At 70.2% G+C, this 13,102-nt stretch carries 12 protein-coding genes; 10 read left to right on the top strand and 2 right to left on the bottom strand.

Annotated features, from left to right (window positions below):
* Positions 1 to 67: 67 nt before the first annotated feature.
* The 10 genes from ACZ39I_RS34870 to ACZ39I_RS34825 all read left to right on the top strand — a co-directional run bounded on the left by ACZ39I_RS34870 (position 68) and on the right by ACZ39I_RS34825 (position 10,882).
* Positions 68 to 1,210 carry an acyl-CoA dehydrogenase family protein gene (locus tag ACZ39I_RS34870; protein WP_467248914.1) on the top strand — a complete coding sequence of 381 codons (1,143 nt, stop codon included), beginning with the start codon at positions 68 to 70 and terminating at the stop codon, positions 1,208 to 1,210.
* A 121-nt stretch (positions 1,211 to 1,331) separates the two neighbouring features.
* Positions 1,332 to 2,822 (top strand): aldehyde dehydrogenase family protein, encoded by a 1,491-nt coding sequence (locus ACZ39I_RS34865; RefSeq protein ID WP_467248913.1) that lies wholly within the window; start codon positions 1,332 to 1,334, stop codon positions 2,820 to 2,822.
* Between the two features lie 36 nt (positions 2,823 to 2,858).
* On the top strand, positions 2,859 to 4,433 hold the full coding sequence (locus ACZ39I_RS34860) for an AMP-binding protein (protein WP_467248912.1): 1,575 nt from the start codon (positions 2,859 to 2,861) through the stop codon (positions 4,431 to 4,433).
* A gap of 4 nt (positions 4,434 to 4,437) precedes the next feature.
* A complete protein-coding gene (locus ACZ39I_RS34855) occupies positions 4,438 to 5,589 on the top strand; it encodes a thiolase family protein (protein WP_467248911.1) in 1,152 nt (383 codons plus the stop codon).
* Positions 5,586 to 5,981, top strand: a complete 396-nt coding sequence (locus ACZ39I_RS34850; protein ID WP_467248910.1) for a Zn-ribbon domain-containing OB-fold protein — start codon at positions 5,586 to 5,588, stop codon at positions 5,979 to 5,981. The genes ACZ39I_RS34855 and ACZ39I_RS34850 overlap by 4 nt, the downstream gene beginning before the upstream one ends.
* A 236-nt stretch (positions 5,982 to 6,217) precedes the next feature.
* Positions 6,218 to 8,605 (top strand): sensor histidine kinase, encoded by a 2,388-nt coding sequence (locus tag ACZ39I_RS34845; protein ID WP_467248909.1) that lies wholly within the window; start codon positions 6,218 to 6,220, stop codon positions 8,603 to 8,605.
* A gap of 8 nt (positions 8,606 to 8,613) precedes the next feature.
* Entirely contained in the window at positions 8,614 to 9,042 is a 429-nt protein-coding gene (locus tag ACZ39I_RS34840; protein WP_393598879.1) for a roadblock/LC7 domain-containing protein, read from the top strand.
* Between the two features lie 8 nt (positions 9,043 to 9,050).
* Complete coding sequence (locus ACZ39I_RS34835; protein WP_352385804.1) at positions 9,051 to 9,428, top strand: DUF742 domain-containing protein; 378 nt, start codon at positions 9,051 to 9,053, stop codon at positions 9,426 to 9,428.
* Positions 9,409 to 10,005 (top strand): GTP-binding protein, encoded by a 597-nt coding sequence (locus tag ACZ39I_RS34830; RefSeq protein WP_467248908.1) that lies wholly within the window; start codon positions 9,409 to 9,411, stop codon positions 10,003 to 10,005. Before ACZ39I_RS34835 ends, ACZ39I_RS34830 begins: the two co-directional genes overlap by 20 nt.
* An 85-nt stretch (positions 10,006 to 10,090) precedes the next feature.
* A complete protein-coding gene (locus ACZ39I_RS34825; protein ID WP_467248907.1) occupies positions 10,091 to 10,882 on the top strand; it encodes a FadR/GntR family transcriptional regulator in 792 nt (263 codons plus the stop codon).
* A 25-nt stretch (positions 10,883 to 10,907) separates the two neighbouring features.
* On the opposite strand, the gene ACZ39I_RS34820 is transcribed toward ACZ39I_RS34825, so the two are convergent.
* Positions 10,908 to 11,933, bottom strand: coding sequence for an LLM class F420-dependent oxidoreductase (locus ACZ39I_RS34820; protein ID WP_467248906.1), 1,026 nt, complete (start codon positions 11,931 to 11,933; stop codon positions 10,908 to 10,910).
* Positions 11,930 to 13,102, bottom strand: coding sequence for an acyl-CoA dehydrogenase family protein (locus ACZ39I_RS34815; RefSeq protein ID WP_467248905.1), 1,173 nt, complete (start codon positions 13,100 to 13,102; stop codon positions 11,930 to 11,932). The genes ACZ39I_RS34820 and ACZ39I_RS34815 overlap by 4 nt, the downstream gene beginning before the upstream one ends.

The following is a 13,102-nucleotide window of genomic DNA, read 5'->3' as shown; positions in this document are numbered from 1 at the left end:
GTCCCGATACAGCGCTATCGTATAACTACTTCAGCTAAATAAGCGAGATGCGTGAGTGGAGTCGAGCATGCGCCGAACGATCTTCACCGAGGAACATGAGCTGTTCCGCAAGACCGCCCGCACCTTCTACCTGCGCGAATGCGCCCCGTACGCCGAGCAGTGGGAGCGCGACGGGCAGGTGAGCCGGGCCGCGTGGGCGGCGGCGGGCAAGGCCGGACTCATCGGCTGGCAGTTCCCGGAGGAGTACGGCGGCCAGGGCATCCGGGACTTCCGCTACAACGCCATCATGGCGGAGGAGATGGCGGCCACCAGCTCGGTCGGCATCGGACTCGGGCTGCAGAACGACGTCCTCCCGCCCTATCTGATGAACCTCACGACGCCTGAGCAGAAGGCCCGCTGGCTGCCCGGGGTGATCAGCGGCGAGACGATCTGCGCGCTCGCGCTGTCGGAGCCGTCCGCCGGGTCCGACCTCAAGGCCATCCGCACCACCGCCCGCCGGGACGGCGACGAGTGGGTGATCGACGGCTCCAAGACCTTCATCACCAACGGCATCCTGGCCGACCTGGTCATCGTCGCCTGCAAGACCGACCCGGAGGCCGGCCACAAGGGCATCAGCCTGATCGTCGTCGAGCGCGGGGCCGAGGGCTTCGAGCGGGGGCGCAAGCTCGACAAGGTCGGCATGAAGGCCCAGGACACCGCCGAGCTCTTCTTCCGCGAGGTCAGGGTCCCGGCCGAGAACCTCATCGGAGAGGAGGGCCGCGGTTTCTACCACATGATGGGGAACCTCCCCACGGAACGGCTCGCCATCGCCGTCTCCTCGCTGGCGGCGGCCGAGCGGGCCTACGTGCTGGCCCTGGACTACGCCAAGACCCGCACCGCCTTCGGGCAGCCCATCGGGGAGTTCCAGGCCAACCGCTTCGCGCTCGCCGACATCAGGGCCAGGCTGAACGCTGCCCGGGTGTACGTGGACGGCTGCATCATGGCCCTGTTGCAGGGCGAGCTGACGCCCGACGAGGCCGCCGCCGCCAAGTACTGGACCTCCGAGACCGGCTGGCAGGTCATCGACCGCTGCATGCAGCTCTTCGGCGGCTACGGCTACGTCAACGAGTACGAGATCGCGCGCATCTGGCGCGACAGCCGGGTGCAGCGGGTCTTCGGCGGGACCTCGGAGATCATGCTGGAGATCATCGGGCGGTCGCTGGGGCTGTAGTCCGCGGCCGGGACTGTAGTGCCTGGCCCGGAGCGTCCTGAACTTATTGACTACCTTGGCTAAATAGGTTAGCTATTTAGCCTGGATGTGCGCAGTGTTGCGCGGTCTCTAGGAGGTACCCGTGGTCACGGTCGATGTGGAGCTTCACCAGGACAGAGCGGAGCACGACCTGCCGCAGCCGCGTCTGGTGATCGGCGGCAAGGACATGACCGACACCAGCGGCGGGCTGTACGAGCACCGCAACCCGGCGACCGGCCTGATCCAGGCGTACATCCCGCTCGCCGGGCCCACCGAGGTGGACCAGGCCGTGGCGGCAGCCCGCCAGGCCTTCGAGGTGTGGGGACCCATGCGCCCCGCCGAGCGCCGCCGGCTGCTGACCCGGTTCGCCGGGCTGCTGCGCGACCACATCCCCGACTTCGCGGCGATCTGCCCGCTGGAGAACGGGGTGTGCATCGGCGGCTGGGCGGAGAACGTCGGACCGCACGTCGCCGAGTGGACCGAGTACTACGCGGGCTGGGCCGACAAGATCGAGGGCATGGTCGGCGCGGCCTACAGCCCGCACGAGAACGTCGAGTACACCATCGCCGAGCCGTACGGCGTCATCGGCCACATCATCACCTGGAACTCGCCCGCGCTGTCCCTGGCCATGAAGGTTCCGCCGTCGCTCGCCGCCGGCAACACCGTGGTCATCAAACCGGCCGAGTCCACGCCGTTCTCCGCGCTGCTCTTCGCCGACCTGGCCCGAGAAGCCGGTATCCCCGACGGCGTCATCAACGTCGTCACCGGGCTCGGCGACGCGGGATCGGCCCTGGTCACCCACCCCGGCGTCGACAAGATCTCCTTCACCGGCGGCCCCGCCACAGCGCGCCGCATCATGGCCGACGCGGCCCTCAGCCTCAAGCCGGTCGTGTTCGAACTGGGCGGCAAGTCCGCCAACCTGCTCTTCGCCGACACCGACCTCGACTTCGTCGTCCCGTACTGCGCGGCCTTCGCCATGAGCAACACCGGCCAGGGCTGCGCACTGCCCACCCGGCTGCTGGTCGAGCGCTCCATCTACGAGGAGGTCATCGCCCGGGTCACGGGGGTGATCGCCCACCTGCCGGTCGGCGACCCGCTCGACCCGGCGACGTACATCGGGCCCCTCATCAACGAAGCCGCCCGCGACCGTGTCCAGGGCATGGTCGACAAGGCGATCGAGGACGGTGCCGGCCGACTCGTCTACGGCGGCGAACGCATCGCATCCGACGGCTACTTCGTGACCCCGACCGTCTTCGCCGACGTCGACAATCGCAGCGACCTCGCCCAGCAGGAAATCTTCGGCCCGGTCCTGGCCATCACCCCGTTCGACACCGAGGACCAGGCCGTCGCCCTGGCCAACGACAGCGAATACGGCCTGTCCGCCTACATCCAGTCCCGTGACATCGCGCGCGTCAACCGCCTGGTGCCGCGGCTGAAGGCTGGGACGGTCTACGTCAACCCCGGTCCGAATCCGATCACTTCGCCCGCCACGCCCTTCGGCGGCGTCGGCATGAGCGGGTTCGGCCGGGAGGGCGGCAAGGCCGGTCTGGACGAGTTCATCAACGTGAAGGGCGTGGGTATCGGCCGCGTCTGAGGGCCCCCACCTCTCCAAGCCTTTGGAGCCAACAGCATGCATTCCGCCCGCCGCCTGACATTCGGCGACATCATCCGTGAGCACCGAAGGTCCTTCCCCGACAAGGTCGCCCTCGTCGACGGCGATGTCCGTCTGACCTGGGCCCAGTTGGACGAGCGCACCAACCGGCTCGCAGGCGCCCTCGCGGACGCGGGCGTCGGCTCCGGCGACCGCATCCTGTGGCTGGGCCAGAACTCCTTCCGGATCTGGGAACTGCTCGGCGCCGCCGCGAAGGTGGGTGCCATGGTCTGCCCCGGCTACTGGCGCTGGGCAGCCCCCGAGATGGCCTTCGCCGTCGAGGACTTCGACCCCAAGGTCGTCGTCTGGCAGGACGAGGAGATCGGCGACACGGTCGCCAAGGCGCGGGCCGAACTCGGCAGCGACCACCGGGCGTTGTGGCTGCGCCACGACGCGGAAGGACCCGGCTCGTACGAGTCCTTCCTGGCGACCGGTTCAGTCGAGGACCCTGTCGCCGACGTCGACCCCGACTCCGCGCTCCTGGTCATCTACACCGCCGCGATCTCCGGCCGGCAGTCCGGCTCGAAGCTCTCGCACCGCAACCTGCTCGCCATGGGTGCGAGCGCCGCGTGGATGGGGGACATCGGCACGGAGACCTCCTTCCTCGGCGCCGGGCCCATGTTCCACATCGGCAACTACCAGTTCTGGGGCGTTCCGGCCTTCGTGCACGGCGGCAAGAACGTGGTCGTCCGCCGCGTGGTCGCCGAGGAACTGCTCCCGCTGCTGGCGGGCGAGAAGTGCACGCACGCCTACCTGATGCCCCCGACCATCGCGCAGCTCGTCGCGCTGAACCGCGAGGCCGGCCACGACCTGTCCCACCTGCGGGCGAGCGTCGCCGCGAAGCTGTGGCAGGGCACCGTCCCCACCGACGAGAGCCGCTTCACCCGCAACGGCGGCGGTATGGGCCGCGGTTACGGGCAGACCGAGGTGACCGGCTTCGCCGTGACCGGCGCCTACGGCGGCACCGGCACCGGCAACGCGGGCCGCCCCGGCCCCTTCACCGCCGTACGCATCCTGGACGGCACCGGCACCGAGTGCGCGGTCGGCGAGGCCGGCGAGATCTGCGTCCGCGGCGACCTTGTGCACCTCGGCTACTGGAACCGGCCCGAGATCAACGAGGAACGCTTCCGCTTCGGCTGGTGGCACACCACCGACCTCGGCCGGCGTGAGGCCGACGGCACGATCAGCTTCCTCGGGACGACGACCCGCATGCTCAAGTCCGCGGCCGAGAACATCTTCCCGGCCGAGGTGGAGAACTGCATCGAGTCCCACCCCTCGGTCAAGGAGGCCGCCGTCATCGGCGTGCCCAACGAGCGCTGGGCGCAGGACGTCAAGGCCGTGGTCGTGCTCCAGCCGGGCGCCGAGCCGGTCACGGCGGCGGACCTCATCGAGCACTGCCGGGAGCGGATCGCCTCGTACAAGAAGCCGAAGACGGTCGAGTTCGTGGAGGCGCTGCCGCGCACCAAGGACTACGCCAAGGACTACCAGGCGCTCGACGAGCGCTTCGGCGGGGGCGGCTACCCCGGCGGCGACCAGCTCGGCGCGGGGCGGTGACCCGGTGAACGCCCGCCAACCCGTCGTCGTCGGCGTGCACGCCACCGAACAGGCGCTGACGCTGCCCGACCGCGACGCCATGGACCTCGCCCTCGAAGCGGTACGCGGCGCGATCGCGGACGCCGGGCTCACCCCGGCCGACGTCGACGGCGCCCAGGTCGACTGGCCCGGCCCCGGCGGCGTACCCGGCGAAGGCAGCTCCTGGGCACGCATGCTCGGCCGCGACCTGCGCTGGACCAGCGACTCGATGCTCGACAACGCCGGCTCGCGGGGTCTGCTGAAGGCGGCCGCCGCCATTGGCGCCGGATACGCGGACACCGTCGTCGTCGGCGGCTGCAAGCTGGTCTCGCGCGGAGCCGGTCCCGTCGGGGCCGGGGTGCCGCTCGAGTTCGCCGACGTGTGGGGCAGCTATGTCGTCGCCCAGTTCGCGCTGGTTGCGGCACGGCACATGCACGAGTACGGCACCACCTCCCGGCAGCTAGCCGAGGTCGCCGCCACCATCCGCAACAACGGCACCACCAACCCGGAGGCGATGATGTACGGCCGCGGCCCGTACACCGCCGACGACGTCCTCGCCTCCCGGATGGTGGCCACGCCCTTCCACCTGCTGGACTGCTGCATTGTCGGCGAAGGCGGCGCCGCCCTCGTGGTCACCACCGCCGAACGGGCCCGCGACCTGCCGCACCCGCCCGTCGCCGTCCTCGGCGGCGGCATGGAGTACCACCAGGCCGCGTACGCCAACCCGGCCCTGCACCGGGAAGTCGGTCAGCTCGGCCGGGACGCCGCCACCCGCGCCTACGCCATGGCCGGCGTCGGCCCGCACGACGTGGACGTCTTCTCCCTGTACGACCCCAACTCCTTCGAGATCATCCGGCAGTTGGAGGCACTGGGCCTGTGCGGCGAGGGCGAGGGTGGACCACTGGCGGCCAGCGGTGCCATCGCCGTGGGCGGCAAGCATCCCGTCAATCCCGACGGGGGCTGTCTGTCGTACGCCTGGAACGGGACGCAGCAGATGACGCTCAAAGTCGTCGAGGCCGTGCGGCAGTTGCGCGGCACCGCCGTGCACCAGGTCGAGGGCGCCGAGCTCGCGGTCGTCGGGAACGCAGGGTCCGGCGCACAGCACTACGAGATGAGCCTGCTGGGGAGAGCGCGATGAGCCGGCCCGTACCCGTCCCCACCGAACTGTCCGAACCGTTCTGGGACGCGGCCCGACGCGGTGAGCTGGTCGTCCCGTACTGCCCGAGCTGTGAGCTGCGCTTCTTCGTCCCCGAGCCCGCCTGCCCCGGGTGCATGGCGCCCAACTGGCATTACGTGCCGAGCGTGGGCCGGGGGACCGTCTACTCGGTGACCGTGGTGCATCGCGCCCCCGGCCCCGGCTTCGACACGCCCTTCGCGCTCGCCGTGATCGACCTCGACGACGGCGGCACCCTGCTCTCCCACGTCGACGCCGGCGATCCGCACACCGTTGCCATCGGCATGCGGGTACGCGTCGACTTCCGGCCCTTGACGAACGCGATCACGCTGCCGTACTTCGTGCCGGAGCGCTGACCGAGCAGGTTGACCCACTCTTGTGAAAACTTAGTGAGCTAAGTGTATTTAGATAGCGGTATCCGGCGATAGCATGGCGCGTCATCGTGCGGGCCCAACGGAGCGGCCTGTCACTTGGAGCATCGCTGGGGACCTCAGTGGCAGTGCACGCGCGTGCGTCGAAGAGACAAGCCCCCAGGGGCGGCGGAGCCCGGCGACAGCCCTCACTCCGCACCGTCCTGCTCATCCTGGCTCTGGTGCCCAGCGTGACCCTCGTGGCCCTGTGGCTGGCGAGTTCCGCACAGCTCTACACGGACTGGCAGAGGCAGAAGGACCGCAACGCGGCCTCCAACGCGGCGGCACGTCCGATCATGGCTGCCTTCTTCGACCTCCAGGAGGAACGCCGTCTCAGTGGCGCGGAGTTGGCCGATCCCGAGGGCTACCAGAAGGCGTTGCGCGCGCAGCGCGTCCGCACCGACGCCGACGTCACCACTGTCCAGGAACTGCCCGACAGCAACTGGAGCGCCCCGGACGACATCCGCGCAAAGGTCGTCCAGGTGGGCAGCAACCTGCGGAAACTGTCCGACTACCGGGCGGCTGTGGACCAGCGGACCGCCTCGCAGCAGCAGACGTTCGACCGCTATACGGCTCTCATCTCCGGCCAGTTGAACGTGTTCACCACCCTGAGCCACGTGGGGTTGCCCAACATCGACTACCTCGCCCGGCCGGCCATCGACTCGGTCTGGGGAATGGAGATGATCTCGCGGGAAAATGCCCTGTTCACCCGCGGCTCGGTGACCGGGCGGCTCACCGGCACCGAACGCGGGCAGCTCGCCGGCTGGATCGGCTCCCAGCGCTTCCTCTACGACAACAAGATCGTGCCCCTCGTCCCGGACGACCAGGCCACGCTCTACCGGAAGTTGATGGCGGGTGGCGCGTGGAAGCAGAAGACGACGGCCGAGCAGAAAGTCCTGTCCGGCACCGGCACGGACACCGGCTCCCGCACCGGCACGGACAACAGCTCCGGCGCTGACACGTTCCCCAAGGGACTCGGCACGACGTGGAGCGACAGCGTCGGTCCGGTCACCGCCCAGCTCCAACAGCTCAACACCACCTACTCGGTGACCCTGACAGCGGCCACCGAGAAGGAACTGGACGCGATGGTGCGGCGGCTGATCGTCACCAGCGTGATGGGCGCGGCGGCAGTGCTCGTGGTCGTCGTGATCAGCGCGCTGCTCACCCGGACACTGCGTCGCCGGATCTCCGCCCTGCGCGTCGCCGCCCTGGACCTGCAGACCCGCATGCCGGCCGTGGTCGAACGCCTGCGCAGCGGAGACGTCGTCGACCTGGACGCCGAACTCCCCGCCATCCAGCACGGCGACGACGAACTGGGCCAGCTGGGCCAGGCGTTGAACCTCGCCCGCCACAGCGCGCTGCACACGACGATGGCCCAGGTCTCGCAGTTCCGCGGCTTCGAGAAGCTCCTCCAGCGCATCGCCCGGCGCACCCAGCTGCTCATCGGACTCCAGATGAAGAAGCTCAGCGAGCTGGAGCGCCGGCACGAGGATCCCGAGGTCCTTGAAGGCCTGTTCGACCTCGACCATTTGACCGCCCGGCTGCGGCGTTACGAGGAGAACCTGGTGATCCTCGGCGGCGGCCAGCCGCAGCGGCGCTGGCGCAAGCCCGTCCTGCTCCTGGACGTCCTTCGCTCCGCGCAGAGCGAGGTGCAGGACTACCGGCGGATCCAGATCGACGTCGAGGACCGGGTGTGGCTGGCCGAGCGCGCGGTCGGCCTGGTGATCCACGTGCTGGCCGAACTCATGGAGAACGCGGTGGGCTTCTCCAGGCCACCGACGCCCGTGGAGGTGTACGCAGCCCGGGTGGGCCGCGGCCTCGCGGTGGAGATCGAGGACCGCGGCGTGGGCATGGACCCCGAGCAGTACGACGAGGCCAACCGGCTGATGACGGAGCCGCCCCGCATGGACGTCATGTCCCGGGCGGACGACGTCAGGCTCGGCCTCTACGTGGTGGCCCGGCTGGCGCGTGCCCTCGACATCCAGGTCGAACTGCGGCCCTCCTCCTTCGGCGGCACCAGGGTCGTCGTCCTCATCCCCGACGAACTCGTCGTCGAGGCCGCCGGACCGACCGGGCCGGCACCCGAAGCAGCCGACACCGCCTGGCCGCCACCCCCCGAGGCGGCCGCCGCGGACGGGCCCGGCGCGGAGCACGGGACGGCCCCGGACGTGGACACCCTGGTGACCGGCCGCGTCGGCAGGCCCGCAGGCGCGGTCCCCCTGGGCGATGTGTGGACCCCGCCGCCGCGCCCCCACCCGGTCCCGCGGACGGCTGCCGCACCTGAGGGGAGCGGCACTCTGCGCGTGGATGTCGCGCCGGACGTGCGACCGCTGCCCAAACGGGTGCGCCTGGCCAGTCTCGCCGACGAACTCCGGGACCCGAACGCCGGCCTGGGGGCCCGTCCCACCGACGAGCAGACATCGGCCCGGCGGCCCGCACCCACCCGCTCCGGCGCGACGATCGGTGCCTTCCAGCGCCAGTCCCGGATGGTCCGGCGTGACGTTCCCCCGACCGACCACGAACCCACCGACGTGCTGCCGCAGCGTAGACGCATCCCGACGGAAGACTGACCATGACAATGCGAACGACCGCCACCCATCCGGACCTCGACTGGTTGCTGGACGGACTGGTCGAACAGGTTCCGGGCACGCACCACGCCATCGTGCTGTCCGACGACGGGCTGGTGGTCAGCCAGTCCCGCACCATCGCCCGCGGCGACGCCGAGCGCCTCGCCGCCATCGCCACCGGCCAGCAGTCCCTGGCCCGCGGGGTCGGGCAGCTGTTCGGCGGTGGTTCGGTGCACCAGGTCATCGTCGAGCTGGCCGAGCTGTGGCTGTTCATCTCCGCCGCGGGCCGCGGCACTCATCTGGCCGTCGTGGCGTCCCAGGAAGTGGACGCCGAGTTGATGGCCGTGGCCATGCACACCCTGATGCAGCAGGTGGGCCAGCGCATGAGCACCGAGACGCGCTTCGGGGCGCCCGCCGACGAGCGCGGTGTACGTGAGTGAGCCACTGGATGGACGGCCTGGAAGCAGGGGACGCGGAGGAGTTGTCGGTCAGGCCTTACACGATCACCCAGGGCCGGACGGCACCCGCGCGCGACGACCTCACCCTGATCACTCTCGTGACGACCGTCGAACCGGCACCGGGCCGGGCCGGTCCGCGCGGCCTGCAACCCGAACACCGCTCGATCCTCCAGCAGTGCCGCACACCCGCAGCGGTGGCGGAGATCGCCGCTGAACTGAACCTGCCCGTGGCGGTGACGAAGATCCTGATCGACGACCTGGTGGCGCTGGGCAGGGCGACAACCCGCCCGCCGATCGCCGTAGCGGTAGGGAACACAATGGACATGACACTTCTTCGGGCGGTGAGGGATGGCCTTCGCAGACTCTGACCCCGCGGGCCGGGCCTACGATGGCTCGGCACCCGCGGCGGTCAAGATCCTTGTGGCCGGTGGCTTCGGTGTGGGAAAGACGACCCTGGTCGGGGCGGTGAGCGAGGTGGCGCCGCTGCGCACCGAGGAGTACCTGACCGTCGCGAGCGTGGGCGTCGACGACGTCGAGGGCGTCGAGCGGAAGGCCACCACCACGGTGGCCATGGACTTCGGTCGCATCATGGTCAACCCCCGACTGGTGGTCTACCTCTTCGGGACGCCCGGCCAGGAGCGCTTCTGGTTCATGTGGAACGACCTCGTGCACGGCGCGCTCGGTGCGGTGGTCATCGCCGACACCCGGCGGCTGGAGTCCAGTTTCGCGTCCATCGACTTCTTCGAGAGCCGCGGCATCCCCTTCGTGATCGGCGTCAACTGCTTCCACGGCCACCAGGAACGCAGCGAGCGGGAGATCCGCGAAGCGCTCGACCTCGACCCGGAAGTCCCCTTGGTGATGGGGGACATGCGGCAGCGGGCGGTCGGCCGGGACCTGCTGCTCGCGCTGGCCGAACATCTCATTGCCGTGAACTCGATAACCTAGTTCAATCAGTTATCTAGTAGAGTGAACCGTCTACCCGGTGCTCGGGCCGTGTCCCGCACCTGTGGGTCGGACGGAGGTGGGCCCGGTGACGAGTACGACGGGGCGGCAGGGCGGTGGCGGTGGGCGTGTGAACGGCGTCAAGGTCCGCGTCCCCAAGATGGCCGAACTGGTGGCGGCACAGCTGCGCCGCAAGATCGTGCGCGGCGAGCTGGCCGAGGGCGAGGCGCTCCCGGCCGAGTCGGCGCTGATGGCGGAGTTCGCGGTCTCCCGGCCGACGCTGCGTGAGGCGTTCCGGGTGCTGGAGTCGGAGTCGCTGATCAGTGTGCGCCGGGGCGCCCGGGGCGGGGCACGCGTGCAGACCCCGGAAGGCACGGTCGCGGCCCGGTACGCCGGCGTGGTCCTCGAATACCGGGGCACGACCCTCAAGGACGTGTACGACGCCCGTACGGTCATCGAGGCGCCGTGCGCCGGGCTGCTGGCCGAGCGGCGCACGGACGAGGACCTCGAGCGGCTGCGGGCCGCCGTCACCGAGGCCGAGCGGCTCATGGACAACCCCTCGGCTTTCATCCGCGCCCACATGGAGTTCCACGCCCTCGTCGTCGAACTGGCGGGCAACGAGACGCTGAGCGTCCTCAACGGCATGGTCCGGCACATCATCGACCAGGCGAACTGGTCACATGTCGACCTCGACGCCGGCACCCCCGAGAACGTACGGGCCAACCGCCGGGGCTTCCGGGCCCACGGCGCGCTCGTCGAACTGGTCGCCGCGCGCCGGACCGAGGCCGCCGAGGAGCTGTGGCGCGTGCACCTGCAGGAGGCCGAGGACTATCTGCTGCAGAACAGGTCCCTGACCACCGTCCTGGACCTGCTCGGCTGACATCCCCCATCGGCTCGGTCGAGCGTCACTCGGGCGTGCGCAGCTCCTGCACGATGGGCTCCCACACCGCGGCGTCGATCTCGTACGCCGTGTAGAAGGACACCCGGTCCACCAGCGCCCCGTACCGGCGCCGGATCTCGCCGGCGACCCGCTCCGGTTCCGCCACGACCGCGAAGGTGTGCAGCACCTCGTCGTCGACGAGGCGGCTCATCGCCTCCCACTTGTCCTCGCGCCGGGACGTCGACAACGCGTGCAGCTCGTCGCCGAGTTCGCCCCAGCCGTGCAGCTCCAGCACCCCGCGGTAGGCGGGTGTGCTGCCGTAGAAGGCGATCTGGGCACGGGTGCCGCCGATCGCGCGGGTCATCTCCTCCTCCGTGCGGCCGGTCGCGGTCAGCAGCAGATGGGAGACGGAGAAGTCGGCCCGCGTACGGCCGGACGCGGCGAGCCCCTCCTCCACGGTCGGCAAAGTCACCTCCCGCAGGTACCGCTCGGTGGTGAAGCCGTGTGCGAGAAGCCCGTCAGCGACCTCGCCCGCCACCTTGGTCATCGCCTGGCCGACCGCGGCCACGAATACCTTGGGCGCGCCGCCGGTCGCCGGCGGGGGAGAGAAGAAGGGCGACATCAGGGTGTGCGAGTAGAAGTCGCCGCGGAAGTTGAGCTTCTCGCCCTCGTTCCAGGCGGCCCAGATCGCGTGCAGCGCGCTCACGTACTCCCGCATCCGGGCCGCGGGCCGACTCCACGGCATGTCGAAGCGCCGCTCGATGTGCGGCTTGATCTGGCTGCCGAGACCGAGCGAGAACCGTCCGCCGGCGTAGGTCTGCAGGTCGTGCGCGGTGTACGCGAGCTGCATGGGGGAGCGGGCGAACGCGACCGCGATGGCCGTTCCCACCTCGAGGCGATCGGTGTGCTCGGCCGCCAGGACCAGCGGCAGGAAGGGGTCGTGCTTGGACTCCGACGCCCACAGGCCGTCGTAGCCGGCCTTCTCGTGGTGCCGGGCCTCCTCCACGACCTCCGTGGTGCTCCACACGTTGAGCTTGCCGTCGACCTTCATGCCGCTCCCTTGTCCATTTCCATGCCGCTGTCCATGCCGCTGTCCATGCCGATTTGCCGTGCGAGCAGCTCCCGGTGGTACGCCGGATCGCCGAACAGCAGGTGTGACGTCTTGGCCCGCTTCAGATAGAGGTGGGCCGGGTGCTCCCAGGTGAAGCCGATGCCGCCGTGCACCTGGATGTTCTCCTCCGTCGCCTGCACACACGCGTCGGAGCAGAACGCCTTCGCCAGGCTCGCCACGGCGGGCAGCTCCGGGTCCTCGTTCTCCGAGGCGAGCAGGGCGTAGTGGGCGGCGGCGCGCGCCGACTCCACCTCCAGGAGGACATCGGCGAGCAGATGCTTCACGGCCTGGAAGGAGCCGATGGGCCGCCCGAACTGGTGGCGCACCTTGGCGTACTCCACCGCCATGTCGAGCGCGCGGGAAGCCACCCCGACCTGCTCGGCGGCCAACGCCACGGCGGCCCGGTCGAGCACCTCCGAGACCAGGTCCCATCCGTCGCCGTGCGTACGCAGCCGGGTCGCCGGTACGTCCCGGTAGTCGAGGCGGGCCTGGCGGCGGGTCGGGTCCATGGTGGGCAGCGGTGCACGGGTCAGGCCGGGCGCGTCGCCCTCCACGCAGAACACCCCGATACCGTCGTCGGTGGCGTTCTCGATGCGGGCGACGGTGAGGACGACATCGGCGGTGGCACCGTCCAGGACGAACATCTTGTGCCCGATCAGCAGCCAACTCCCGTTGCTCTCACGGGCGGTGAGCCGGACGCCCGCCGCGTCCCAGCGGGCCGAGTCCTCGGTCAGCGCGAGGGTCCCGACGAGTTCACCGGAGGCCAGGCCCGGCAACAGGCGCTTGCGGGCCTCCTCGTCGGCGCAGCGCAGCAGCGTGGTCGTCGCCAGCACGGCCGAGGACAGGAACGGCGCACACAGCAGCGCACGGCCCATCTCCTCCATCACCACGCCCACTTCGACCGGCCCGCACCCGGCACCGCCGTACTCCTCGGGGACCGCCAGTCCCTGCAGCCCGAGCTCTGTCCCCATCCGGCGCCACAGCGCCCGGTCGAAGCCCTCGGGCGTCTCCATCAGGCGCCGCGTCTCGGTCTCGGGCGACGTGTGGGCCAGGAACGCCCGTACGGTGCGCCCCAGTTCCCCCTGCTCCTCGCTGAACGCGAAGTCCAT

Source organism: Streptomyces sp. NPDC024687 (assembly GCF_055559055.1).
The sequence above is the reverse complement of the archived record's forward strand: the minus strand, read 5'-3'. Positions and strand labels throughout refer to the sequence as shown.